Origin of the sequence: Modicisalibacter radicis, assembly GCF_900961225.1 — a bacterium.
GTDB lineage: Bacteria > Pseudomonadota > Gammaproteobacteria > Pseudomonadales > Halomonadaceae > Modicisalibacter.
Window position 1 is genome coordinate 121,199 of sequence record NZ_CAAHFN010000142.1, and the last position, 25,969, is coordinate 147,167.

Genomic DNA, 25,969 nt, shown 5'->3' on the forward strand with positions numbered 1-25,969 from the left:
TGCGCGAAGCGCGCCGGCCCGGCAGGCCATCAGCCGCTTCGGCCAGTGCAGTCACGGTGGCTCTCCAAGGCCTGTTTGGCTGTACAGGCGGCTGATAAGCTTTACTCGTTTACGAGCCGGCGTGGGCAAGCCATCGGCATCGGGACGTATGGGCCATGGCGCGTACGTGAATGTCGGCAACCCGCGAAGCGACCTCAACGGAGTAGGTTAATGCACAGTGATGACAGCACGGGCGACGCGCGGCTTTTCAGCCCGTCCGTGGCGCGCAACCGCGAACCGATTCTCGAGGTTCTCGTGACGGCACTGGACGGCGCGAAGCAGGTGCTCGAGATCGCCAGCGGCAGCGGCGAGCATGCCGTCCATTTCGCCGCGGCCCTGCCGGAGGTGCAGTGGCGGCCCAGCGATCCCGAACCCCAGGCGCGGGCGTCGATCGCCGCCTGGCGCGACGCGGCGGAACTCGACAACCTTGCTTCGCCCGTCGAGTTGAACGTGCTGGAACGCCCCTGGACCGTGCCGGACTTCGATGCGCTGGTGGCCATCAACATGCTGCACATCGCCCCCTGGGAGGCGACCGAGGCGCTGCTCGGCGAGGCCGGGGCGCGCTTGCCCGACGGCGGGGCGCTGTTCCTCTATGCCCCCTTCCTGCGCGATGGCGTGCCTACGGCACCCAGCAATGCCGCTTTCGATGCCGATCTGCGTCGCCGCGATCCGAGCTGGGGCATTCGCTCGCTGGAAGCGATCCGTACCCTGGCCCGGGCCAACGGCCTGTCGATAGAGCGCATCGTCGAGATGCCGGCCAATAATCTCAGCGTGGTGCTGCGTCGCCGGACAGCTTGAAGGGGGCTGCGTCGCCGGGCGGCTTGATAAATCCGCCGATACCCCAAAGACTAGGGGCAGCGGCCGCAATGTGGCCGATCGTGCAACATCAATGGAGTGAGTGCCGATGACCAGTAACGATCTATCCGAAGATTTCCGCATGCCGGTGGCCTGCCCCAAGTGCGGTAGCCACCTGATGCGCGTCTCCGAGGTTCACAACCCGGACGACAAGGTGTTCTGCGCGTCATGCAACGCCTACATCTGCCTCTATCACGAAGCGCAGCAGATCATGGAAAAGGGACCCGGCAGCGAAAGCGAGGCGATGCTCGAGAAAGCAGTCAACGCCGATCACAAGCGCTGAGCTACGAGCCACGAGCACGCCGTAGCGTGCTCGCAGACGGGGTCCATCGCACAGGCTTGCGTGCCCTGCGCGGTTTACAAAAGCTCCTCGGCGGCCAGCGCCAGGCGCGAGCGCTCCACGCTCTTGAGCGTGACGTGCCCGGCGTGGGGCCAGTCGCGGAAGCGTTCGACCAGTGCCGCCATGCCGCAGGTGTTGGCGGTGAGGTAGGGGGTGTCGATCTGGCCGACGTTGCCCAGACAGACGATCTTGGTATTGCGGCCGGCCCGCGAGACCAGCGCCTTGAGTTGCTTGGGGGTGAAGTTCTGGGCCTCGTCGATGATCAGGAAGGTGTCGTTGAGGGTGCGTCCGCGCATGAAGGTCGGCGAGCGTATCTGCACCCGTGAGCCGATCAGCTGGCGCGTGGCGCCTTCGCTCCAGCTCGAGGTGCCATCCTTCTCGTCGCGCAGCAGGTTGTCCATGTTGTCGTGGAAGGCGCCCATCCAAGGCCCCATCTTCTCCTCTTCGGTACCGGGCAGGAAGCCGATGTCCTCACCCATCGGGATCGGCGCCCGGGTGAACACGATGCGCTCGAAAAGCTTGCTGTCCAGCGTCTGCTGGAAGGCGGCGGCCAGCGTCATGTAGGTCTTGCCGGTGCCGGCGTTGCCGGCGATGCTGACCAGGTCGATCTCCGGGTCCATCAACAGGTTGAGGGTGAAGTTCTGGCGGCTGTCGTGGGCGTGCACGCCCCACACGCCAGCGTGGTGACGGTAGTTGGTCAATAGCTGGAGGCGCGCCGAATGGGGCGCCACTTCGCGGACGATGGCCTCGAAATCGGCGCCGTTGTCGCTGTCCGAAACCAGCATGCCGACGTGCCAGTCGGCCGGTATGGCGCCGTTGAGGCGATAGAAGGTGTGGTGGTCGATACGCTCGACGGCGACGTCGACGTTCAGCGATTCCCAGAGTCCGGCGCCGTCGCGGCCGGCCTGGGCATAGACCTTGGCGCCCTCGATCATCGCGTCGCTGTCGCTGAACACACGGTCGTTGAGATAGTCCTCGACCGGCACGTTCAGGGCCGCGGCCTTGACCCGCAGGTTGATGTCCTTGGTGACCAGGATCACCGAGGCGTCGGGGCGTTCGTCGCGCAGCCGGCAGGTCTCCGCCAGGATACGGTTGTCGGGGCTGTCCTCCAGGTGATCGAGGGGCTTGAGGTCGTTGTAGCACAGAAAGCGCAGGCGGCCGCTGTGGCCATAAGCATCGGTCAGCGGGATGCCGCGGCTGATCTCGTCGAAGCTGACCCGGGATGTGAGCTCGGAGAGCGTACGGCTGATCTGGCGGGCGGTGCGGGCGATCTCGCGGATGCCGTTCTTGTGCTTGTCGAGTTCCTCGAGCACGGTCATCGGGATGACCACGTCGTGTTCCTCGAACTGGTAGAGCGCGGTGGGGTCGTGAATCAGGACGTTGGTGTCGAGTACGTAAAGGCGGGTCGCTTTCTTGTCGATCAGAACCATCGGCAAGTACTCCTCGAATTGACGGCAGGTTCGACGCTGGCAGTGGTCGGTTACATGACGGTGACAACGAACCAGGCGTGGCTACGTTCGGCCTCACTTCCTGAGCGTAATGTCGCGGACCTCCTGTTGGCGGGTCGGAAAAGGCGGGGAGCCTGTCGTTTCAAGATGAACCGAGTTGGCGTGGAACGCCAGCCCGGCGTTCCACGCTAATGTCGCTGTCTGAACGGATCGGTCGTGGCCGCAAGAGGGTGGGTCAGGTCTTGATGCCGCCCCAGCCGTGCTCGTGGCAGTCGCACTTGGGGTCCTGGCAGGGCCGGCGGTCGTCGTGGGCCGTCGCGCAGGCCGTGCAGCAATAGTAGCGCCCGTTGACGGGGATCGCCGTGTCGGGCACAGGGCAATCGCAGTGGGGGCACTCGCATATCCTTGAGGGCATGTTTTCCTCCTTCCCTAGCGTGCGATAAGGTCATTGTAGTCACGCCGCCGCCGCTTCCCAATACGTCGGCTATCAAGCTTTCGCCTTCCGGTCCGATAATCAGGACACAGTCGTTATTCTTCCCAGGAGTCCTTCATGGACCATCGTCCAGCGGCTAAGCCCGATATTCCGGCCATTGACGAGGCCGAGCGTCTCGCGGCGCTGGCCCGCTACGAGATCCTCGATAGTGTCGCCGAGGAGGAATTCGATGCGATCACGCGTCTGGCGGCACAGCTCTGCGACGTACCCATCGCATTGATTTCGCTGGTCGATGCCCATCGACAGTGGTTCAAGAGTTGTGTCGGCCTCGATGCGCAGGAGACCCCGCGCGAGCATTCGTTCTGTACTTATGCCATTGTCACTGACGAACTGATGGAGGTGCCCGATGCGCATAAGGACGCACGTTTCGCCGATAATCCTCTGGTCGTTGGTGAGCCCCATATTCGCTTCTATGCCGGTATGCCGCTGGTGGTCGCCGGAGGGCATCGCCTGGGTACCTTATGTGCAATCGACTCGCGCCCACGGTGCCTCGACGACGGCCAGCGCCGGGCGCTCGAGGACCTGGCGCGGCTTGCCGTACGACTGATCGAGCAACGGCTGCAAACGCGCCATGCGCAAGCGCGCGAGGCATTGCTCGATAGTCTACTCGAGTCGATGCCGGCGGGTATCGTCGCCAGCGACGCCGAGGGGGGCTTGAGCCTGTTCAATTCCCGCGCTCGCGGCTGGCACGGCGGTGACCCGCTATCCATGCCGCCCGAGCAGTGGGCCGCCTGCTTCAACCTTTTCGAGGCGGATGGCGAGACGCCGTTGGCGCTCGAGCGTATTCCGTTGAGGGCTGCCTGGAAGGGCGAAACGGTGCGTGATCAGGAGATTTGCATCAAGGCCGACGGGCAGCCGTTGCGATGGGTAACCTGTAACGGTCAGGCGTACTTCGACGAGGCCGGCAAGCGTCTTGGAGCCGTGGTGACGATGCACGATATCACCGAACGCCAACGCTATGAGCAGCAGATCATTGATATGCGTCGCCGTCTCCAGGCGGTGATCGATGCCTCCACCGAAGTGGCGATCATCGCCACCGACCCTAGCGGGGTGATCACGTTGTTCAATACCGGGGCGGAACGACTGTTGGGTTACGCCTCCGATGAGGTGGTTGGCCACTATACCCCGCTCACGTTTCACCTCCCCGAGGAGATCGAGCGCCACGCCGCCGAACTCTCCGAACGCTACGGCGTGCCCGTGAGCGATTTCGAAGTGTTTACTGCCCGAGCGCTGCGCGGTGAACCGGAAAGTGGCGACTGGACCTACGTCGAACGAGATGGCGGTCATCGCCAGGTGCGGTTGGTAATCAGCGCGATACTCGATTACGCCGGACTGATCGATGGCTTCCTCGGCGTCGCCATTGACCGCAGCCAATTGCAGGCGATGGAGCAGGAACTGAAGATCAGAGAAGAGCAATTCCGCACCGCGTTTGATACCGCCCCCCAGGGCATGGCGCTGGTCTCGCTGGAAGGCCAGTTCCTTGAGGTCAATCGGACCCTATGTACCATGTGGGGGTATGAACGAGATGAATTGCTGGCAACCGATTTCCAGACGTTGACCCACCCCGACGATCTGGCCTCGGACCTGGATCTGGTCGGCCAGCTTATTCGTGGAGAGATTCCGCAATATCAACTGCTCAAGCGCTACTTCACCCATGACGAGAGCATGTTCTGGGGACTGCTGTCGGTTTCGCTAGTGCGTGATTCCGCTCAGCATCCGCGGTACTTCGTCGCACAGATTCAGGATGTTACCGAACAACGTCAACTCGATCGGCTGAAAAGCGAGTTCGTCGCCGTGGTCAGTCACGAACTGCGTACCCCGCTGACATCGATCAAGGGGGCGCTGTCGTTGGTCAACAATGGGGTGCTGGGTGAGGTGCCCTCGACCATGAGCGAAATGCTGAGTGTGGCCGAACGCAATACCGAGCGCCTGGGCCACCTGGTCAATGATCTGCTCGACTGGGAAAAGCTCGCCGCCGAGCAATTGGCCTTCGATTTCAGGACCCATGATCTGCATACGTTGCTCGAGGATGGCTTGGCCAGCAACCATGGGTATGCAGAAAGCTATGGCGTGCAACTGGTGCTGGTCGGTGATGCCAATGTGAAGGTCGAGGTCGATAGCCTGCGCTTCGGTCAGGTGCTGGCCAATCTGTTGTCCAACGCCATCAAGTTCTCGCCGCTCGGCGAGCGGGTGACCGTGAGCTATGGCGTTGTCAGCGAGCGGGTCGTCGTCGAGGTTTCGGACCATGGCCCGGGTGTGCCTGAAGCTTTCCAGGGGCGGCTATTCCAGCATTTCGCCCAGGCCGAAGGTGGCAACACCCGTCGTCAGGGTGGGACTGGATTGGGGTTGGCGATTTCCAAGCAATTGGTCGAGCATATGGATGGCAACATCGGCTTCGATTCCACTATCGGCGAGGGCACTCGCTTCTGGTTTGATCTGCCGCTGGCCGGATAACAATAGGCGCGTATGGGCCTGGTGGCCCGTGGGAGAAAGCATGGCAGTATTGCAAAGGGTGCTGCATGTCGATGATGACGAGTCGATCAGTGCGATTACCCGGATTGCGTTGGAAAGCATCGGCGGCCTGCAGGTGCTCAGCTGTAACAGCGGGCGTGTGGCCGTCGAGCAGGCGGCGGCGTTCAGCCCGGATCTGCTGTTGATCGACGTGATGATGCCCGACATGGATGGCCCCGCCACACTGGCCGCCCTTGCCGAGGTCGTCGCTCTTGACGGCGTCCCCGTGGTATTCATGACCGCCAAGACCCAGCCGGGCGATCATCAAGAATATATCGACCTGGGAGCTACGGCGGTGATCGTGAAACCGTTCGACCCGATGGCCTTGGCGGGAAAACTCGAATCGATCTGGACAGACTTTCATGGATCACAATCCGGTTGATATCGTTCAGGAACGGCTTCGCCAGCTACGCGAGGACTATCGCCTGTGGCTGGACGATGAGCTGAATGCGCTGACCGGCAAAGTCGAGGGCCTGACGGGCGACACCCATCACAGAGTGGCGTGGCTGGAGGTCAGAAACCGTCTGCACAAGATCGCCGGCGGGGCCGGCACCTTCGGTTTCTGCGATATCGGAGAGGCCTGTCGTGAACTCGAAATGCAGCTCGACGAGGCCTTGTCGACAGGGCGCGCGCTGGATGACATCAAGCACAGCCTCATGGCGCTGCACGAACGTTTCGAGCCGGCTCTAGACGCGACGATCTCCGTGCTCTCGGGACAGGCCGAGGCGATCCCCGTAAACACCGCTTCATCGGTGCCCAACGCCACGGCGAAAGCCTATCCACGCGTTTATATCCTCGAGGATGACGAAACGCTGGGCCATCAGCTCTGCCAGATCCTCGCGAGCTTTCATTACGCGGCCACCCTGTTCGTCGATGGTCTGGCATTACAGCAGGCCTGTCGCGCGCAGTGCCCCGACGCGCTGATCCTCGACCTGCATTTCGCCGACGATGGCGCCGCCGAGGGGCTGGCCATCGGCGAGGCGATCCAGCACGAGACGACGGCGCAGCTGCCGATATTCGCCACCGAGGAGTCGCAACGGTTCGATGTTCAGCTGCGCGCCGTGCGTGCCGGCGTGGAGGGCTTTTTGACCCGGCCGCTGGATCCGATCCGTCTGGCCGAGATGCTCGAGGTTCACCTGCGCGGGCACCGGGCGGCGCCAATGCGGGTATTGATGGTCGACGACGATGCCGCGACGCTGGATTACCACCGGCTGGTACTCGAAACCGCCGGCTTCTCGGTGACCACCCTCGACCAGCCCGAGCTGGTTCTCGAGGTCATGGAAAACTTTGCCCCCGACGTGCTGGTGCTGGACGTGAGCATGCCCCAGTGCAGCGGTCCCGAGCTGGCGCAGATCGTGCGTTACCATTCGCGCTGGCTACAGGTGCCGATCGTTTATCTATCGGCCTCGGGGGACGCCCGCGCCCAGCTCACGGCAATGACCAAGGCCGGCGACGACTTCATGGTCAAGCCGATCGCTCCCGAGGCCCTGGTGGCGGCGGTCACCGCCCGGGCGCGGCGGGCGCGCACTCTGGCGACGGCGCTTTCCCGCGATGGCCTCACCGGGCTGCTCAAACACGCCGACATCAAGGAGCAGCTGGGCGCGGCCCTGGCCCAGGCACGCCGCCGCCAGCAGCCGCTGTGCGTGGTGATGCTCGACATCGACCACTTCAAGCGCGTCAACGATACCTACGGTCATCTGGTCGGCGATGAAGTGATCCGTGCGCTGGCCAACCTGCTGAGCCGGCGATTGCGCGAGTCGGACCTGATCGGACGTTACGGCGGCGAGGAGTTCCTGCTGGTGCTGAACGACTGCGAGGAGCCCCAGGCCGTTCGTATCGTCGATGAGCTGCGCGAGGCCTTTGCCCGGTTCTCCTTTCTCGCCGACCAGCAAAGCTTCGCCTGCACCTACAGCGCCGGTGTGTTGCAGGCGAGCGCCGGGAATGGCGTCGAGACGCTGATCGGCAGGGCCGACCAGCGTCTCTACCGTGCCAAGAGCGAAGGGCGCAACCGGGTGGTGGCCGCCGACTGAAGCGGTCGGCGGCGCCCGGGGCGGCTGGCGGGAGGTGCCTAGAAGGTGTAGCTCAGCGTGGCGCTTACATTGCGTTCGGCGCCGAAGTAGCAGTATTGCAGCGAGTTGCAGGAGGCGACGTACTCCTTGTCGAGCAGGTTGCTCACGTTGAGTCGGGCGTTGACCCCCTGCAGGCCGACCTTGCTCAGGTCGTAGCCGAGGGTGGCATCGACCAGGGTGTAATCCGGGACTTTTTCGGTATTGGCGCGATCGGCCTGGATGTCGGCGTAGTAGCGTATGCCCAGGCCGGCGTCCAGACCCGCGAGTGTCTCGCCCTGGAAGGCATAGTGCCCCCACAGGCTGGCCTGATGGCGCGGCGCGTAGATGGCGTAATTGCCTTCCTCGTCCGGATCGTCGCTTTTCGTGTAGCGGATGTCGGTGTAACTGTAGGCGGCTTGCAAGCGCAGCGCAGCGGTCAGCTGCTTGCGAGCTTCCAGCTCCAGGCCTTGCGATTCGATCTCGCCGATCGAGCGGTAATCGTCGTTGGGCTGCTCCTTGGTGGCGATGTTCTCCTGATTGATGCGGAACAGCGAGACGCTGTAGCGATCCTGGGTCCCCGGTGGCTGGTACTTGAGCCCGGTCTCCCACTGCTCGCCTTCCATCGGCTCCAGCAGATCGCCGTCAGCGTCGACGAAGCTGGTCGGCGTGAAGGCGGTATTGTAGCTAAGGTAGGGCGCCACACCGTTGTCGAACAGGTAGAGCACGCCGGCACGGCCGCTGAACTGGGTATCATCCAGCGTGCTGTCGTCGCCGGTGAGGTTGCTGGTGTTCTCGATGTCCACCCAGTCGTAGCGGCCGCCCAGGGTGACGCGCCACTGATCGATCGCCATCTGGTCCTGCAGGTAGACCCCGGTCTGGGTCAGCTCATGGCGTTCGTCGTTGGTAACGGCGATGGCTCCCGCGGGGTCGGCACCATAGCTCGGGTCGAAGGCATCGAGACTGGGAAAGCTGCCGGCGGTCCAGACGATATCGTTCCGGCGGTCCTGGTAATCCACCCCGGCCAGTACCGTGTGTTCGACGAAGCCGCTTGCGAACCTGGCTTCCACCTGGTTATCGAGGGTCCAGGCCTCGAGCGATTCGCGGCCGCCGGAATAGTATCGAGTGAGTTCATTGGATGCCGACGAGGTCCAGCCATAGCCATAAACCTGGTCGAGCTCGACATCCGCGTTCAGGTAACGCACTTTCTGACGCGCGACGAGAGCGTCGCTGAAGCGATGCTCGAGGCTGTAGCCGAACATGCGCTGGGTGCGCTCGAACTTGTCGTAGTCGTCCTCGCCATCGAAGAAGCCGTTGTCGATCTTCCGGCCGTTGTGGCTGTCGACGGCACCTTCGTAGGGCACGCCGGAGTGATAGCCGCCCTCCGGGTCCTTCTGCAGGTAGGCCATGAAGGTGATGCTGGTCTTGTCGGTGGCATCCCAGGTGATCGACGGCGCGATGGCGTAGCGCTCCTCCTCGACCGGGCCGAACTGGGTGTCGCGCTTGCTGCCGATCCCGGTCAGGCGATAGGCGACCCGGCGTTCGTCGTCCAGCGGGCCGGAGAAGTCGAAGGCCGCGCTGCGCTGGGCGTCGTTGCCGACCGAGAAGCGCAACTCATGGTAGTCCTCGAACAGCGGCTTCTTGCTGGTCAATGCCACCAGTCCACCGGGCGAGGAACGGCCGTAGAGCACCGAGGCCGGCCCCTTGACGATCTCCATGCTGTCCAGGAAGTACGGGTCGATGACCATCGAGCTGTAGCCGTTGGTATCGCCCATGACCTTGAGGCCATCCAGGTAGGTGTTGCTCAAGCTGCCGTCGGAGAAGCCGCGCATCACCAGGTAATCGTAGCGATTGGAGGCGCCGACCTGATTGGTGTAGACGCCGGGGGTGTACTGAGCGGCCTCGCGCAGGGTACGCACGCCGCGCTCGTCCATCTCTTCGCGATCGACGGTGGAGACGGTCTGCGGGGTTTCCAGGACCGAGGTTTCGGTCTTGGTCGCCGCCGTGCCGGTGATCGTGAGCGTGCCGAGTGTCTCGGCGTCGCTGCCCGTCGTCTGGGCTGCCGCGGTGAGCGGCAGCAGGGTGATGCCGAGCAGCCAGTGGGTGGCGGGTCGTCCGGTTCGAGTGCCCTGCATGATGTTCCTTCCTGCGGTTGTGAATTCTCGTGATAGTGAGAATTATTCACGCTTATTCGCCGGCCTGCCTATGCAAGACGACGGGAAGGCTATGCGCGATGCCGGTCTTGCCACCGGCCGGGGAATCGATCGGCCGGTGGGCTGTCCGCTCGTCAGCGAAGCTCGCTGGGGGCGATGCCGTAGCGTTGGCGAAACGCGGTGGCGAAGTTGGTGGCGTGACGATAGCCGAGCTGGGCGGCTACCTGCTGGACGCTATGCCCGGCGCGAAGCTGTCGGTGAGCCAGCGTCAGGCGGTATTCACGCAGATGCTCGAAGACCGACCGCCCGTAGGCACGGCGGTACTTGTCGCGCAGGGCGCTGGGGCTCATGCAGGCCAGCCTGGCCAGGGCGGCCAGCGAATGTGCCTCCCCGGGGTGGGCTTCGAGGTGGGCATGGACCCGGGCGAGCAATTGGCGGTCACGCTCGCCGAGCGGGGCGGGCTGCCACGGCGCTGCGCGAGGCCGGTGATGCGTGACGCCCAGTGCCAGCATTTGCAGGGCCAGGCCCTCGGCCAGCAAGGCGCTCGATGCGGTATCGGGCGGAGCGGTCAGCCAGTCATCCAGCGACTGGCTCAGGCCGACCGGCACGACGAGCGGCCACAGCCCGCCCGGATTTTCGTCGGGGCAGGGGCGCGCCAGCGCCGTCAGGCGCGGATCGCTGGCGAGCGCTCGTTGCATGATCGTCAGGTTGACGGCGCGCACGCGGCGCTGGGCGATGTGTCGGGCGCTGAGCGTCTGGCCCCGCTCATAGGTCAGCAGCAGGCCCTGGCCGGCGTGCAGCCGGTAGCGCTCGGGGCCGCGCATCGAGTCGAGCGAGAACTCCGCGCAGCCTTCCAGCAGCACGATGATCGAGACGTGTCCCGGCGCGTCATTCCTGGCATGGGTTTCGTAGGTCTGATGGACCGCCAGGTCCGAGCCGACCAGTTGGAACCCCTGCCAGGGCTGATATTCGTCGACGCGCCCCTCGGCGACCGTCTGCTCGCCCGGCGGGCGGCCGCCGGCCAGGGCCGGGAAGCGATGCGACAGGTGATAGCGGCGCTCATAGGCCGTGAAATCGGCCACCGTCAAGCGGCGTGGTGCGCTCGCGGGGGGCAGGGTCGTCGTGGCGGTCATGGAAGTCAGCCTCGTCCGCGGCGGCATGGCATACCGTCTGCGACTCGATGATTCGGTGCCCGAGTCGCGCCACCGGATGCCATGGCACGGCGGCACGCAGGGCTTCGGTGAGAATGATAATGCGTTTTATTGTACTTTTGCCAATGAAATCCGGCTGGGGTCGGCTCCTCGTCGGTGTGAATCGGGGGGAAGTGGCCGGGTCAGGCGGCGATCATCACCCGGTCGCCGTCGAGTTTTACCGGCCAGCAGCGCAGGCCGACCTCGGGCTTCTCCACGCAGCGGCCATCGCCGAGCCGGAAATGCTGCTTGTAGAGCGGCGAGGCGATTACCGGCTCGCCCCCGATGTCGCCGACGATGCCGCGGGCGATCACGTTGGCGCCGGAAAAGGGGTCGTGATTGTCCACCGCGTAGATCTCGTGGGGCCGGTCGTCGAGCTTCGACGGGGTGGAGGCCGACCTGTCCGCGGCGGGTAGAAAGAACAGCGCCACCTGGGCCGGCCCGTCGGCGGTTTCCAGCCAGGCCGCCACGCCGGAATGCGCGACCAGGTCCGCCGTGCGGCACAGCGGCTGCCAGGTCACGTCGTTGTCGATTGCCGTTGCTGCGTTCATGGTCGTTACCTCATCAAGTCGCTATGTTGGTCCATGGTTTCGTGGGAGCGAATTCATTCGCGATGAAATCTGCAGCCCCTCGGGAAAAAGTCCCCTCCCAAAAATGCCGCTAACGCCGAGATGTCATCTCATGCCGGGCGCAGTTGCCCGCGCTCCTCGGTGACGATGATGTCCGGATCGGGGCGGCGGTCGTTGACGAAGCTGCGGAAGCGCTTGAGCTTATCCGGGTCGCTGAGGGCGCCCGCCCACTCGCACTCGTAGTTGTCGATCACCGTGCGCATCTGCGCCTCGAGTTCCGCGCCGAGCCCCAGGCTGTCGTCGATCACCACGGCCTTGAGGTAGTCGAGGCCGCCCTCGAGATTTTCGCGCCACACCGAGGTGCGCTGCAGGCGATCGGCGGTGCGCACGTAGAACATCAGGAAGCGGTCGATGTACTTGACCAGCGTCGCATCGTCGAGATCGGTGGCGAACAGCTCGGCGTGGCGCGGGCGCATGCCGCCGTTGCCGCAGACGTAGAGGTTCCAGCCGTTCTCGGTGGCGATCACCCCGACATCCTTGCTCTGCGCCTCGGCGCACTCGCGGGTGCAGCCCGACACGGCGAGCTTGAGCTTGTGCGGCGAGCGCAGGCCCTTGTAGCGATTCTCCAGCTGGATCGCCATGCCCACGCTGTCGGCCACGCCGTAGCGGCACCAGGTACTGCCGACGCAGGATTTCACCGTGCGCAGCGACTTGGCATAGGCGTGGCCGGTCTCGAAGCCGGCGTCGAGCAGCTCGCCCCAGATGCTCGGCAGGTCCTCGAGCCGCGCGCCGAACAGGTCGATGCGCTGACCGCCGGTGACCTTGGTGTAGAGGCCGTACTTCTCGCCGACGCGGCCGAGCACGATCAGCTTGTCGGGGGTGATCTCGCCACCCGGCACCCGCGGCACCACCGAGTAGGTGCCGTTCTTCTGCATGTTGGCCATGAAGGTGTCGTTGGTGTCCTGCAGCGGCACGTGGGCGGCATCGGTGATCGGCTCGTTGAAGCACGAGGCGAGGATCGATGCCACCGCCGGCTTGCAGATATCGCAACCCAAGCCCTGCCCGTGCTTGCCGATCAGTTCCGAGAACGTGCGGATGCCCTCGACGCGCACGATGGAGTAGAGCGCCTGGCGGGTATGCGCGAAGTGTTCGCAGATCGACTGGTCGACCTCCACGCCGCGGGCCTCTAGTTCGCTGTCGACCACGTTCTTGAGCAGCGCCGCGCAGCCGCCGCAGCCGGTGCTGGCCTTGGTGTCGGCCTTGACCGCACCGAGATCGCCGGCGCCGGCATCGATCGATGCGCAGATCGCGCCCTTGGTGACGTTGTGGCACGAGCAGATCGAGGCACTCTCGGGCAGCGCGTCGGGCCCCAGCGTCGGTACACCGTCGCTGCCGGGCAGGATCAGCGAGGCGGGATCGGCAGGCAGTTCCAGGCCGTTGCTGTAGTACTGCATCAGCGTATCGTAGTAGCCGTTGTCGCCGACCAGCATGGCACCGAGCAGCTTCTTGCCGTCGCTGGAGACGACCAGCTTGCGGTATTGCTGCTTGATCTCGTCGAGGTAGCGGAACATGCGCGCGCCGGGCGAACGATCGCCGTGGGCATCGCCGATGGCGCCGACGTCGACGCCCATCAGCTTGAGCTTGGTGCTCATGTCGGCGCCGCGGAACGTCTCTTCGCCTTCGGTCAGCGTGGCGAGGGCCACCTTGGCCATCTGATAGCCGGGAGCGACCAGGCCGAAGATGCTGTCGTTCCAGAGTGCCACCTCGCCGATGGCCAGGATCGCCGGGTCGCTGGTCAGGCACTTGTCGTCGATCACCACGCCGCCGCGTTCGCCCACTTCCAGCCTGCAGTCGCGGGCCAGTGCGTCGCGCGGGCGTATCCCCGCCGAGAACACGATCAGATCGGTTTCCAGTACCTTGTCGTCCTGGAACACCATGCGATGGAAACTGGCCTCGCCATCGACGATCTCCCGGGTGGCGCGTCCGGTGAGCACCTGGACACCCAGATCCTCGATCTTCTCGCGCAGCAGCTCGCCGCCTTCGGTGTCGACCTGCATGGGCATCAGGCGCGGCGCGAACTCCACCACGGCCGTGTCCAGATCGAGGCCGCGCAGGGCATTGGCGGCTTCCAGGCCCAGCAGGCCGCCGCCGACCACGACGCCGGTATTGGCATTCACGGCGGCCGCGCGGATCGCGTCCAGGTCATCCAGCGTGCGGTAGACCAGGCAGTTGGCACGGTCGCCGCCCGGAATCGGCGGTACGAAGGGATAGGAGCCGGTCGCCAGCACCAGGCGATCATAGGCGTAGCTGCCCTGGTCGCTCACCACCCGGTTGGCGTCGCGATCGATCCGGGCGATGGCTTCGTGCAGGCGTAGCTCGACGCCGTTGGCGGCATAGAAGTCGGCGTCGCACATGGCCAGCGACTGGGCGTCGCGACCGCCGAAGTACTCCGAGAGATGAACGCGGTCATAGGCGCGATGCCGCTCCTCGCCGAACACCACGATCTCATAGTGTTCGGTGGCGTTGTGCGCGATCAACTGCTCGACCAGATGATGGCCGACCATGCCGTTGCCGATGACGATCAGACGTTGCTTGTTCATGGTTATGCGGCCTCCTCGAGAAGCGGTTTGGCATCGCCGGCGCCGAACAGCAGCGCCTGGCGGCAGGCGCCGAGATCGCGTCCGGCCAGCGATTGTTCGAAATACCAGGGGCCGAAGGCGGTATCGCCGTAGAGCACGGCGCCCTCGAGCCGGTCGTCGCGCAGCAGCAGGCGGCGATAGTCGCCGTGCTGCGGATCGTGATAGGTCAGCACCTCGTGCCCGGCGTCGGGCTCGATGGGCCCGAAGGCGTACAGCGACACGCCGCTGACCTTGAGCTTGGTGGCGCTCGGCGCCTCGACGTAGCCCGCACAGGGTTCGCCGCACAGCCGTGCGGCGAGCACCTCGACCTGGCGCCAGATCGGTTCGACCAGGCCGTAGGTGCGGCCCTCGAACTCGCAGCATTCGCCCAGCGCATGAATCGTCGGGTCGCTGCTGGTCAGCCAGGCGTCGACGACGATGCCGCGGGCACTGGCCAGCCCGGCCCTGGCGGCGAGCTCGGCATTGGGGGTGATGCCCGCGGCGACCACCACGCAGTCGGCGGGCAGCCGCCTGCCGTCGGCGAGGCACACCGCGCCGACGTGGCCCTGGCCGCTATCCTCGCAGCCGGCCAGTTGCGCGCCGGTGATCACCTCGATGCCGCGGCTTTCCAGCTCGGCCCGCAGCAGCTCGGCGGCGGTGGTGTCGATCTGACGGTTCATCAGCCGGGCGCTGCGCTGGAGCACGCTGACCCGCATGCCGCGCTTGCGCAGCCCTTCGGCGGCTTCCAGCCCCAGCAGGCCGCCGCCGACCACCACCGCCCGGTTGTTGTCGGGGGTGGCACCGTCGGCGATGCGGGTCAGCGCCGCGGCGTCGTCGAGATCGCGAAAGCCGTGCACGCCGGCCTGGCGAATGCCCTGCAGGTCGGGCATCGCCGGGCGCGAACCGGTGGCCAGCACCAGCCGGTCGTAGGCCAGCTCGCGGCCGGCGTCGGTGGTCACCCGGCGCGCCTGGCGGTCGATGGTCAAGACCCGCTCGCCGAGCACCAGCTCGACGCCCTGTTCGGCGTACCAGTCGCGCTCGCGCAGGGTCAGCGCCGAACGCTCGGCATCGCCTGCCAGCCAGGGCGAGAGCAGGATACGGTTGTAGGCCGGCGTGCGTTCGTCGCCGATCACGGTGATTCGCCGGGGGCGATTGCCGCGCTTGAGCAGTGCCTCGAGCAGGCGATGCCCCGCCATGCCGTTGCCGACGATCAGCAGGCGCTCGGTCGTGGACGTGTCGTGGCCGTCATGCGGCGTCATGGCCTTTCCTCCCAGCCAGGTGACCCGGCTAAAAACGCAAAAGGCGCCTGACGGCGGAAGACGCTGGGTCTTCGCTCCGTCAGGCGCCTTTGCCTGTCTGCGGTGTTGCTCGTGTTGTCGGATGGACGTCGCTGCCGGCGGGCCGACAGTCGGGATCGTCTTTGATCCGGGTCCTGGCCTGAATGAAGCGAAGGGCGTGCCAGGGGCGAAGTTATCCAAGCCGATTCAGCGTATTGGCCGAATTCTAGGCGCCGGCGACGGTTCCCCGAGGCTGGCCCGGCGAACATTGGTTGTGCATCGGCGGGCGATTCTGCACCAGCGTTGCGCGCCGGCCGGTTCGTCCTTCGTCCTGCGTCGGTCGTGAATCGCGGCTGTCGTGGCTATCTGGCTGTTTGGCCATGAAAAAAGCCGGCCGGGTGTACTTCTTGCTCAGTTTGGGCAACAGGCGTCGATGCGTTTCCGGCGGGGCGGCCAACGGCGGCCGGCCTTGCCACATCGGGGAAATGCGTTCAAGCGTCAATCAGTCAGCATCGGGCAAAGGGGCCCGATCCGCATCCGCGGATCGGGCCCCTTTGCATTGCGGGAGGCAAAATGACCAGAACCGCCACCACATGCCCCTACTGCGGGGTCGGCTGCGGGGTGATCGCCAGCGTCGCGGAGGGCACGCTCGGCGCCGTCGAGGGCGACCGCGACCATCCGGCCAACTTCGGCCGGCTGTGCGTCAAGGGCTCGGCGCTAGCCGAGACGCTCGGCGAGCACGGCCGGCTGACCCGGCCAAGGGTCGATGGCGTCGAGGTCGACTGGGACGACGCGCTCGACGCCGTCGCCGGGCGGCTCTCGGCGACCCAGGCCGAGCATGGCCGCGAGTCGGTCGCCGCCTATCTCTCGGGGCAACTGCTGACCGAGGACTACTACGCCGCCAACAAGCTGTTCAAGGGCTTTCTGGGTACGCCGCACCTGGACACCAACTCGCGGCTGTGCATGGCCTCGGCGGTGGCCGGCTACAAGCGCGCGTTCGGCGCTGACGCCGTGCCCTGCAACTACGAGGACCTGGAAGAGGCCGAACTGGTGGTGCTGGTGGGCTCCAACCTGGCCTGGAACCACCCGGTGCTGTTCCAGCGCCTGCGCACCGCCAAGCAGCGCAACCCGCTGTTGCGCGTGGTGGTCATCGACCCGCGGGTCACCGATACCTGCGAAGCCGCCGATCTGTACCTGGGCGTCAGGCCGGGCAGCGATGCGCGCTTGTTCAACGGTCTGCTGGCGTGGATGGACGCCAACCATCGTCTCGACCGGCGTTATCTCGAGCGCCACGCCCAGGGCCTCGAGGAGGCACTCGCCGCGGCCCGCGAGGACGACTGCTCGATCGAGGCGATCGCCGCCGACTGCGACGTCGATGCCGAGCGCCTGGAAACCTTCTTCTACTGGTTCGCCAGCCAGTTGCACGTGGTGACGCTGTATTCGCAGGGCGTCAACCAGTCGAGCAGCGGCACCGACAAGTGCAATGCGATCATCAACTGCCATCTGGCCGGCGGCAAGATCGGCCTGCCCGGCGCCGGACCGTTCTCGATCACCGGTCAGCCCAACGCCATGGGCGGGCGCGAGGTGGGCGGGCTGGCCAACCAGCTTGCCGCGCACATGGATTACCACACCCCCGGCGCCATCGATCGTGTGACGCGCTTCTGGACGACCGCGTCGTTGACCCCGAGCCTGCCCGCGGGCCCGGGCCACAAGGCGGTGGAGCTGTTCGATGCCATCGAGCGCGGCGAGATCCGCGCGCTGTGGGTGATGGCCACCAACCCCGGCGTCAGCCTGCCCGACGCCAACCGCGTGCGGCGCATCCTCGCGGCCTGCCCGCTGGTGATCGTCTCCGACTGCATGGCCAATGCCGACATCCTGCAATACGCCGACATCGTGCTGCCGGCCTCGAGCTGGGCCGAGAAGGATGGCACGGTGACCAATTCCGAACGGCGCATCTCGCGCCAGCGCGGCCTGCTGCCGCCGCCGGGCGAGGCCCGCCACGACTGGTGGATCATCTGCCAGGTGGCGAGTCGCCTGGGCTTCGGCGAGGCGTTCGACTATGCGCATCCCGGCGAGGTCTTCGTCGAGCATGCGCGGCTCTCCGGCTTCGAGAACCCGCTCGACAAGCAGGCCGAGGGCGCACGCCTGTTCGATATTTCCGGTCTTGCCGGACTCGACCGCGCCGGTTACGACGCCCTGGCGCCGATCCAGTGGCCGGTCAACGCCGCGGCGCCCGAGGGCACCGCGCGGCTGTTCACCGACGGTCGCTTCGCCACCCCGGATGGCCTGGCCAGGCTGATTGCCGTGCGCCCGCGTGGCCCGGAGCAGGCGCTGAGCGCGGCCCGCCCGCTGCGGCTGAACAGCGGCCGGGTGCGCGATCAGTGGCACACCATGACCCGTACCGCGCGCGCACCAAGGCTGATGAACCACCGTAGTGAGCCGTTCATCGAGGTGCATCCCGACGATGCCGCGCAACACGGACTCGCCGACCAGCAACTGGCGCGGCTCGAGGGCGCCGGCGGCGACTACTTCGGCCGGGTGCGGATCGCCCATGCGCAGCGGCGTGGCGAGGTGTTCGTGCCCATGCACTGGAACGACAGCTTCAGCGGCCGTGCGCGCATGGGCGGGCTGTTTGCCGGGCATACCGACCCGGTTTCCGGTCAGCCGGAATCCAAGCACGGCGCGGTCGGTCTGACGCCGCTGGCCCCCGGCTGGGAGGCCACGCTGATTCTCGCCGCCGACAGCGATTGCGAGCCCGTCTGGCGTGACGAGAGTATCTACTGGGCCTATATCCCGCTGGCCAACAGCCGGCGCTGGCAACTCGCCGGCGGGGAGGAGACTGAGGCACCCAGAGACTGGCTGGCGTGGGCCAAGGCCAACCTGCCTGGCGAGCCGGCGCTGTGGGCCGAGGACGTGGGCAGCGGCCGGCTGCGTGCCGCCGGCTTTGACAGCGGCCGGCTGCGCTGGTGGCTGATGGTCGGTTCGCCCGCCGAGCTGCCGGCGCTCAACTGGCTCGACGAGCGCTTCGCCGAGGCGGCGCTGGACACGCCGCTGTCCGGCGATCTGCGCCGCCGCCTGCTGGCCGGCTGCGATACCGGCGAGGCCGACGCCGGGCCGACCGTGTGCAGCTGCCATCAGGTCGGCAGGAAGGCGATCGTCGCGGCGATCCGTGGCGGCGACGACGATGTCGAGGCGCTGGGCGCGCGGCTGGCCTGTGGTACCCAGTGCGGCTCGTGCATTCCCGAATTGAAATCCCTGATCGAAGAGGAGGCCGCCCATGCCGGCACCGAGCAAGCGCTTGCACACGAAGCGGTTTGATCAGGCGGGTCTATTGGCACGCCTCAATGCCGGGGCGAATCGCGCCTGGACGGCGCTGGCTGGATGGGTCCCGGGCGGGCGCGATGTGCCCGAGCCGGGGGCGGGCGACGGCCGGCCGGGGCGCGTCTATCTGGTCGGCGCCGGGCCCGGCGACGCCGATCTGCTCACCCTGCGTGCCGCACGGCTGCTGAGTCAGGCCGATGCCATCGTCTACGACCGGCTGGTGGGCGACGACATCCTGGCGATGATTCCCGCCGGCCGCGAGCGCTATTACGTCGGCAAGGCGCGCGGCCATCACAGCGTGGCGCAGGCCGAGATCGGCGCGCTGCTGGTCAAGCTGGCCGGCGAGGGCAAGTCGGTGGTGCGCCTTAAGGGTGGCGACCCCGGCGTGTTCGGCCGCATGGGCGAGGAACTCGCCGCGCTGGCCGAGGGCGCGATACCCGCCGAGATCGTTCCCGGTATCACCGCCGCGTCCGGCGCCGCCGCGGCGATGGGCATGGCGCTCACCGATCGCGCCCACGCCCAGCAGCTGCGCTTCGTCACCGCCCAGCTGTGTCGCGAGGGCGGCGAGCCGGACTGGGCCTCGCTGGCCCGCACCGACGAGACGCTGGTGTTCTACATGGGCCTGTCGAAGGTTGCAGCGATCTGCAGCGGCCTGCGCGACGCCGGGCTGCCCGACGACTGGCCGATGCTGCTGGTCGCCAATGCCAGCCTGGCCGAGCAGCGGTCGCTGATCGGCACCCTCGCCGACATGCCGCAAAAGCTCGCCGAAAATCCGCTGCCTTCGCCGTGCCTGATCATGGTCGGCAGCGTGGTGCGCATGGCCGAAGCGGCGCAGCGGCAAGCGCGCGCGGTCGGGGTTGAGGGGGGCTTGCGGCAGGCAAGACCCAGCGAGGACCAACAGTAGGGGGGTCAACTTCGACAACCGACAGCGGCTTTACTACGGTTTCATGGAGGCAATGGATTGGCTCTGGAACCGGCATCGCGCAATACGAACATCGTTAATGTGGCTGACGATGCCCCGGTGACCTGTCTGTCACGCTGCAAGCGCCTGCAGGCTCGATCGATGCGGGTGGGCCCGGGAGCCGATTTCTCGTTTTACCTGTCTTGTGGGCCGCGCAGCGTGTGGAATGTGCACCGGGTCCCGCCGACCCGCGCAAGCACGAGATGGCCGAGCGCCGACATCTACCTGAAACCCAGGGCCAGCACCGACCTGATCCTCGCCTCGGCGCTGTCGCGCTAAAAGCACACCCATGGCTCGGATACCAGCACGGCGTTGTCCAACCTGCTGGTGGTCACCGGCAACTATGGCAAGCCGGACACCGGCGGCTACCCGATGCGTGGCCACAACAACGTCCAGGGCGCCAGCGACTTCGGCTGCCTGCGCAACATGTACCCGGGCTACGAGAAGGTTTCGGATGACTCCGCCCGGGAGCGCTGAGCCAAGGGCTGGGGCTACACCCATCCTGTGCAGATCATGGAGGAGTGCGCCAGCATCTCGCCGATGTTCGCCGGGGTGACCTACGAACGGCTCGCAGGCTGGAAGTCGCTGCAGTGGCCGGTCAATGCCGACGGCAGCGATTCGCCGTCGTGAGCCGGCGCGGCAGCGGACCCTGCCCAGCCGTGGGGGATGTCCCCGGCTGGGCATCGTGCCCTGTGCCGGGTACACTCCGCGGCTTCCGCGTTTTGACGCTTCTTCATAAAGGTCCGTTCATGAGTCAGTTACCCCCTTGCCCGGCATGTGCTTCCGAATACACTTACGAGGACATGAGCCTGTTCGTCTGCCCCGAGTGCGCGCACGAATGGCCGAAGGCCGCACCCGTCGAAGGCGCCGGCGACGAGCGGATCATCACCGATGCCAATGGCAACCCGTTGCAGGATGGCGATACCGTCAGCGTCATCAAGGATTTGAGGGTCAAGGGCGCCTCGGCGGTGGTGAAAGTGGGCACCAGGGTGAAGAACATCCGGCTGGTCGACGGCGATCACGACATCGACTGCAAGATCGAGGGGATAGGCGCCATGAAGCTGAAATCCGAGTTCGTCAAGAAGGCATGACGCCGCTCGGGGCGCGCCAGCTGGCGTTTGGCCAGGCATGCGGAGATGCACCATAATCAACGCCTGAAGCGGCAAACCGTTCCTACAAGATGAGCAGAGACACTGTGGCCATGGGCTTCATTCCTGCCCCAGGCAAGGAGCACGAGCATGACCGCAGGTCCTCATTCCCCCAACGCCCTGATGATCCGCAAGCTGGATAGCATCTTCTCCCTTTCCGACGAGGAGAGACAGGCGTTGCGGGACCTGCCGGTGCAGGTCAAGACCGCCACGACCGACCGGGACATCGTCAGCATTGGTGACAGGCCGTCCCAGAGCTGCCTGATACTGGAGGGCTTCACCTGTGTCTACAAGCTGACCTACGAAGGCAAGCGCCAGATCATGGCCCTGCATGTTCCCGGCGACATACCGGACATGCAAAGCCTCCATCTGAAGGTCATGGATTTCAGCATCTCTCCGATCAGCCCCTGCACGGTCGGGCTCATCCAGCACGAGCACTTGCGCGACGTGTGCGAGCGCTATCCCCGCATCACCGCTGCCTTCTGGCGCGAGACGCTGGTGGATGCCTCGATCTACCGGGAGTGGCTGCTCAACATCGGACGCCGCGAGGCCTACTCCAGAATGGCCCATCTCCTCTGCGAGTTTCTGATGCGGCTGAACGCGGTGGGGCTGGCCGAGGGCGACACCTTCGACCTGCCGGTCACCCAGGCGGTACTGGCGGACGCGACGGGCATCAGTTCGGTCCACATGAACCGGGTCATCCAGGCGCTGCGTGCCGACGGCCTGATTCAGACCCTGAAAACGCAGGTGACCGTCCCGGACCGGGAGAAACTGCAGGAAGCGGGCGAGTTCGATCCTCTCTATCTGCACCTGAAGGAGAGCGGGGCCGCATAGGCTTGTCGTCATGCTGGCTATTGGCTAGTGATCTGAGTAGGTGCGATGTCTTTGGGCGCCGAGTGTGTCTTGGCGATGTAATGTGTCGCTCGATTATCGAAGCGAAGTAATTGTTCACTCTGGTTAGTGGGCTTGATCAACGGGGCGTTGAGTCGGCGCTTCACCAGTTGCTCTTCGCCGGCATAGCCGCCGCCGATCGCCACATCGACCTTGTGCCGGCTGTCCAGCCGTGGGCGCGGTTCGCGCGGCGCAAGGTCGAGGCCCAGAAGTTTCCAGGATTGGCATGCATGGTTGGCTCGTTCATTATCAGCTCAGTGCAGCGCAGGTGCCGGACATTGGCAAAGGCATCGAACTCCCCGAGGCTGCCGGCGGCCACGTTGGCAATGAGCTCTCTGGCGAGGTGGCGATGCCGTGGCTGGAGTAGTCTTGGGTATGGTAGACGTTGTCAGAGAAGGTGGTTGTCGAGAAGCCGACCCAACAAGGCTGCTGATCACCGGGCTGCGCGACATTACACTGTAATCTGCATCGGTATTGCCCGCTCGATGATTCTGGTCAGTTCGGGAAATGGCTGGTCAGGTGCTTTGTGTTTGGACAGGAATGGGGGAGCAACTATCAACCACCTGATCGGGTAGTGAATTGCTGCTGGATATAGCTGCGAAGGATCACCAATAGTTCCGCCTTTCCCGGGGCGCTGCAGGACACAATGGCAACGTCTACCGACTTCAGGGGTGGGAGCTTGGTGGAGCCGATGATCATGCCGGGAATATCTTGAGGAATACTGTTTAACGGCAACGCAGCTACACCAAGCCCCGCAGTAACTGCACTCCAGACACCTTGCCGGCTCGCGCTGGTATAGGCGGTTCGCCACTTCACATTATCCGCTTCAAGAGCCTGGATTGCTCTTGCACGATAGCTGCAGCCCTGGGGAAAACAGACCAGCGGTAGCATTTGGTTCCTTCTCCAACTGATTTCTTGATGCATTACCCAGGCGAGCTTCTCCACATAGAGAGTGTGTATCTGGAGGTTGTCGCATCCGACGCTATCGCAGCGATTCACCAAGGCCAGATCGATGCGCCCCGTCTCAACCCACTCTTCGAGTTCGGCAGAGGAGGCGCAGGTCACTTCGAGTTCGACCAAAGGATGGTAGGCTTGAAGCCGTGCCAGCGCGTAGGAGAGGTTCTGATGAGCTGTCTCATCGGACAAGCCTAGGTGTACCGGCCCACTGAATTGCTGCGAGTTGAGTGAGGCGATCGCTCGGTCATGGGCACGAAGCAGGTGGTGACCATTTTCCAGTAGCGTCCTGCCCGCTGGTGTCAGTTCCCCAACCCGCCCTTGTGTCCGATGTAGAAGCCGCCACCCAACACGGCGCTCCAGGCGCTTCAATTGAAGGCTAACCGTCGACTGGGTCCGGTGTAGTCGTCGTCCGGCGCCCGTGAAGCTACCTTCCTCGGCGATAGCGACAAAAGCACGGACGAGCTCTATGTCCAAGTCTTGCATGGCCGCATAACTCAAAATATCAATTATGAATTGTTTAAAATCAATTTCAAGTATTATGTGGTGTCGTCTAGCTTGATCCCTGTTGTTCATAAACTCATCTGGCATGCCTCGCTGAGTCGCGCCGTGTTTTCTATCCATGGCGATAGCCGCAGTGTTGACGCCTATTCATATGAGGGGGATGCTTCAATGAAAACTATTCGTGAGATCGTCGAACCTGAAATTCAACAGGTTGAGGACAGTCAGCTACGCGAAGTGTTGTTTGCAGCTTATGTCGAATCTTCGTCATCACTGGCAGTGATTCAGAATTGTCTCGAGGAAATAACCAGCCAAGCATGGCCTGAGCCCGTGATGTGCCAATTCTTCAAGAATTGGCGTAATCCGGCCGTCGGTGCAGGAAGTTTTTGTGCATTAACGTGTCGGCTGTTCGAGGAAGCCTGCGAATGTGAGCGGGACAGCGTGGCGCAACGTGAGCTTTTCTTCAGCGCAGCATGTATCGCCGAAGTATCAAATGAAGACATGGGGTTGTTAGGCCCTAACCATGGCGAGCTCTATGAAGAGCTCGCGACAGCTTTTTGTGGCAGTGACAAGTGGAAGCTCCAGCGCTACGGCCTACCCATGGTGACTGAATACCTGACAGAGGCTCGTGAGTACCTCGAGCGTGGCAAGGATATGATTTATGCTTTGATGATTTCTCTCGCCGAAGAACTCTACAACCATGGTGAATTCACCTACATTGCCCCTCTGTTCAAGAAATGGTATGGGCGTATTCCTGGGCTGGATGTTCACACGCGTAATCGCTACCTTCGTTTCATATTCGAGCATGTGGGTGGCACTGAAAGTGGCCATTTCGCCTATATGACCCAAGGCTTGATCCATTACTGCAGAGCTTGCGGAGTGACACCTGACTGGGAGGCACTAGGTCAGCGAAATCAGGAATATATTCGCGAGACAGCCATATCGTTCGATCGATTATGCGCCACAATGAAGGTCTCTAATGAACAGGCTGAGGTAGTGTAAACACTGTGACAGTAACGCCTCGAGTTCTGTTCGGGAGATCTTGTTGAGGATGGAGGATAATGACCAACATTGAGCATGCTGAATTGGGGACGGCTTCAGCCAGCTATCGGTGGTGGATCCTAACGGCGGCCGTGACGGCGCAAACGACGGCCGCTGTCTCGACACAAGGCATCGGCGTGCTCGGTGGTTTCATTCAGGAGGATCTCCAATTATCGAATGCCAGTATCGGGCTCCTCGCCGGGGTTCTCAATGTTGCCCCTATCTTGGGGCTCCTGCTGGCAGGCGAGTGGTTGGACCGGGTCGGTGAATGCCTAGTGATCGGGATTGGTGCGCTGATCATGGGCCTAGCCATGATATTGTCAGGCTTCATCACCACCTTCTCAGGGCTGTTGATCTGTCTTTTTTTCGTTGGAGTTGGTTACAGCACAGCGCAGCCCGGTGGGACCAAAGCGGTCTTTCACTGGTTCCCCGTTCGAGAGCGTGGCTTGGCGATGGGCATTCGCCAAGCTGGCTTGCCACTCGGGGGAGTCGTAGCGGCAGCGATATTTCCCCGAGTGGCGAGTCAGACCGGTTGGCAAACGGCATTTCTGGTGGGTGCATGCATAATCATCGGTGGTGGGGCCCTGTTCTGTATGGTTTACCGCTTGCCATCGGGTGTTTCATCGAGAAAAGAGCCATCGCATCATCCCCGTCGGCAGTTGATCGCCTATGCGCGCATGTTGCTCACCAGGCCGACATTCCGTCTGGCTGTACTCGCTGGGGTGGTGCTGATTACTGTCCAGACTGTGGCACTGATGTTCCTGGCACTTTATCTTCGGGATCGCTTTGAGTTGCCTTTGGGTGTCGGGGCAAGCCACCTGCTGGTCATGCAGCTCACTGGTGCTGTCGGTCGTGTCTTGCTGGCCACATGGAGCGATCACCTGCACCGTGGACGTACTGTCATCGTTCTGGTCACTGCCGCGGGGTCGTTGCTCGGTTTGGGAGCGTTGGGCCTATTCCCCGGGAACTGGGATCACGACCTGTTATACATTGCTTCCGCCTGGCTCGGCTTTTTCGGCTTTGGTTGGTACGGACCTTGGGTCGCCTGGATTTCTGAACTTAGTCCAAGGCACAGGCTTGGTGCGACGCTCGGGATTGCGATGGCCATCAACCAAGTAGCGATCGTCGGGACACCCATCCTCTTCGGTAGCTTGGTCGATGCCTTAGGAAGTTATATTGTACCAGGCGGGCTGCTCGTCACTATCGTACTTATCTATACCGTGTACGCTGGACTGCGCACGTTCAAGAAGGTGGAAATGTAATCTTACGCTCTGTCTGAAAATATCTGCGCTCGCCCATACGGCGTTAGAAATTGGCCCGGGCGCGAGTTCGATAAAAATATTCATTTACACTCAGTAAAACTCCGTCTTTTCGCCATTTTTTGCCTTGTCTGGCCAACGCTCGTCGGTTTTTCAGACAAAGCTTAGGCGGGCATTGACCGGAGGTTGAAGTGGTCTTCACACGTCGACGATCGCCACGTCGGCCTTGTGCCGGTCTTCCAGCCTCGGATGAGGTCCGCGCGGCGCGACGGTTATTGTCTCATTGAATGGACCTGTCAGCGTGAAGCTCATTGACAGTACGCCAACATGGCCACAACAGAGGCGTAGGTCGCCG

General features: G+C 64.0%; 22 protein-coding genes. 14 read left to right on the forward strand and 8 right to left on the reverse strand.

Features of this window, described 5'->3' with window-relative positions; translation table 11 throughout:
* The first annotated feature begins 210 nt into the window (after positions 1-210).
* Entirely contained in the window at positions 211-837 is a 627-nt protein-coding gene (locus tag HR9077_RS21525; RefSeq protein WP_136069345.1) for a DUF938 domain-containing protein, read from the forward strand.
* Between the two features lie 106 nt (positions 838-943).
* Entirely contained in the window at positions 944-1,177 is a 234-nt protein-coding gene (locus HR9077_RS21530; RefSeq protein ID WP_136069346.1) for a hypothetical protein, read from the forward strand.
* Positions 1,178-1,251: 74 nt separating this feature from the next.
* Here the strand turns inward: HR9077_RS21530 and HR9077_RS21535 are convergent, their stop codons facing one another.
* Entirely contained in the window at positions 1,252-2,664 is a 1,413-nt protein-coding gene (locus tag HR9077_RS21535; RefSeq protein WP_136069347.1) for a PhoH family protein, read from the reverse strand.
* A gap of 253 nt (positions 2,665-2,917) precedes the next feature.
* On the reverse strand, positions 2,918-3,097 hold the full coding sequence (locus HR9077_RS21540; RefSeq protein WP_136069348.1) for a metallothionein: 180 nt from the start codon (positions 3,095-3,097) through the stop codon (positions 2,918-2,920).
* 135 nt (positions 3,098-3,232) lie between these two features.
* Between HR9077_RS21540 and HR9077_RS21545 the strand changes: the two genes are divergently transcribed.
* Genes HR9077_RS21545 through HR9077_RS21555 form a run of 3 tightly spaced genes read left to right on the forward strand, consistent with a single transcriptional unit; the run spans position 3,233 to position 7,716 of the window.
* A complete protein-coding gene (locus tag HR9077_RS21545; RefSeq protein WP_136069349.1) occupies positions 3,233-5,629 on the forward strand; it encodes a PAS domain S-box protein in 2,397 nt (798 codons plus the stop codon).
* A 40-nt stretch (positions 5,630-5,669) separates the two neighbouring features.
* On the forward strand, positions 5,670-6,068 hold the full coding sequence (locus HR9077_RS21550) for a response regulator (RefSeq protein ID WP_136069350.1): 399 nt from the start codon (positions 5,670-5,672) through the stop codon (positions 6,066-6,068).
* Positions 6,049-7,716: a diguanylate cyclase gene (locus tag HR9077_RS21555; RefSeq protein WP_136069351.1), complete on the forward strand. Its 1,668-nt coding sequence runs from the start codon at positions 6,049-6,051 to the stop codon at positions 7,714-7,716. The genes HR9077_RS21550 and HR9077_RS21555 overlap by 20 nt, the downstream gene beginning before the upstream one ends.
* A 38-nt stretch (positions 7,717-7,754) precedes the next feature.
* Here the strand turns inward: HR9077_RS21555 and HR9077_RS21560 are convergent, their stop codons facing one another.
* From HR9077_RS21560 to HR9077_RS21580, 5 genes are all read right to left on the reverse strand, one after another.
* A complete protein-coding gene (locus HR9077_RS21560) occupies positions 7,755-9,866 on the reverse strand; it encodes a TonB-dependent siderophore receptor (RefSeq protein WP_136069352.1) in 2,112 nt (703 codons plus the stop codon).
* Positions 9,867-10,018: 152 nt separating this feature from the next.
* Positions 10,019-11,017: a helix-turn-helix transcriptional regulator gene (locus HR9077_RS21565; protein ID WP_136069353.1), complete on the reverse strand. Its 999-nt coding sequence runs from the start codon at positions 11,015-11,017 to the stop codon at positions 10,019-10,021.
* Between the two features lie 200 nt (positions 11,018-11,217).
* A complete protein-coding gene (gene nirD / locus HR9077_RS21570) occupies positions 11,218-11,625 on the reverse strand; it encodes a nitrite reductase small subunit NirD (RefSeq protein ID WP_136069354.1) in 408 nt (135 codons plus the stop codon).
* Between the two features lie 128 nt (positions 11,626-11,753).
* Complete coding sequence (gene nirB, locus HR9077_RS21575; protein WP_136069355.1) at positions 11,754-14,243, reverse strand: nitrite reductase large subunit NirB; 2,490 nt, start codon at positions 14,241-14,243, stop codon at positions 11,754-11,756.
* Between the two features lie 2 nt (positions 14,244-14,245).
* A complete protein-coding gene (locus tag HR9077_RS21580) occupies positions 14,246-15,520 on the reverse strand; it encodes an NAD(P)/FAD-dependent oxidoreductase (RefSeq protein WP_136069356.1) in 1,275 nt (424 codons plus the stop codon).
* A 591-nt stretch (positions 15,521-16,111) separates the two neighbouring features.
* Between HR9077_RS21580 and HR9077_RS21585 the strand changes: the two genes are divergently transcribed.
* The 7 genes from HR9077_RS21585 to HR9077_RS21970 all read left to right on the forward strand — a co-directional run bounded on the left by HR9077_RS21585 (position 16,112) and on the right by HR9077_RS21970 (position 22,226).
* A complete protein-coding gene (locus HR9077_RS21585) occupies positions 16,112-18,856 on the forward strand; it encodes a nitrate reductase (protein WP_136069357.1) in 2,745 nt (914 codons plus the stop codon).
* Positions 18,816-19,763 (forward strand): uroporphyrinogen-III C-methyltransferase, encoded by a 948-nt coding sequence (cobA, locus tag HR9077_RS21590; protein WP_136069358.1) that lies wholly within the window; start codon positions 18,816-18,818, stop codon positions 19,761-19,763. The genes HR9077_RS21585 and cobA overlap by 41 nt, the downstream gene beginning before the upstream one ends.
* A 369-nt stretch (positions 19,764-20,132) precedes the next feature.
* The gene (locus tag HR9077_RS22280) at positions 20,133-20,297 is read left to right on the forward strand and encodes a hypothetical protein (protein ID WP_244613420.1); all 165 of its coding nucleotides are present in this window, start codon (positions 20,133-20,135) and stop codon (positions 20,295-20,297) included.
* Positions 20,298-20,324: 27 nt separating this feature from the next.
* Complete coding sequence (locus HR9077_RS22370; RefSeq protein WP_280178460.1) at positions 20,325-20,450, forward strand: hypothetical protein; 126 nt, start codon at positions 20,325-20,327, stop codon at positions 20,448-20,450.
* A gap of 119 nt (positions 20,451-20,569) precedes the next feature.
* A complete protein-coding gene (locus HR9077_RS21600) occupies positions 20,570-20,911 on the forward strand; it encodes a zinc ribbon domain-containing protein YjdM (RefSeq protein ID WP_136069359.1) in 342 nt (113 codons plus the stop codon).
* Positions 20,912-21,058: 147 nt separating this feature from the next.
* Entirely contained in the window at positions 21,059-21,802 is a 744-nt protein-coding gene (locus HR9077_RS21605) for a Crp/Fnr family transcriptional regulator (protein ID WP_136069360.1), read from the forward strand.
* Between the two features lie 283 nt (positions 21,803-22,085).
* Positions 22,086-22,226 (forward strand): hypothetical protein, encoded by a 141-nt coding sequence (locus HR9077_RS21970; RefSeq protein ID WP_168381022.1) that lies wholly within the window; start codon positions 22,086-22,088, stop codon positions 22,224-22,226.
* Between the two features lie 188 nt (positions 22,227-22,414).
* Here HR9077_RS21970 and HR9077_RS21610 read toward each other — a convergent pair whose 3' ends face one another.
* Positions 22,415-23,437 (reverse strand): LysR family transcriptional regulator, encoded by a 1,023-nt coding sequence (locus HR9077_RS21610; protein ID WP_136069361.1) that lies wholly within the window; start codon positions 23,435-23,437, stop codon positions 22,415-22,417.
* 48 nt (positions 23,438-23,485) lie between these two features.
* Here HR9077_RS21610 and HR9077_RS21615 point away from each other — a divergent pair, with 48 nt between their 5' ends.
* Both HR9077_RS21615 and HR9077_RS21620 read left to right on the forward strand, forming a co-directional pair.
* The gene (locus tag HR9077_RS21615) at positions 23,486-24,316 is read left to right on the forward strand and encodes a hypothetical protein (protein WP_136069362.1); all 831 of its coding nucleotides are present in this window, start codon (positions 23,486-23,488) and stop codon (positions 24,314-24,316) included.
* A gap of 59 nt (positions 24,317-24,375) precedes the next feature.
* Entirely contained in the window at positions 24,376-25,617 is a 1,242-nt protein-coding gene (locus HR9077_RS21620; RefSeq protein ID WP_136069363.1) for an MFS transporter, read from the forward strand.
* Positions 25,618-25,969: the final 352 nt, after the last annotated feature.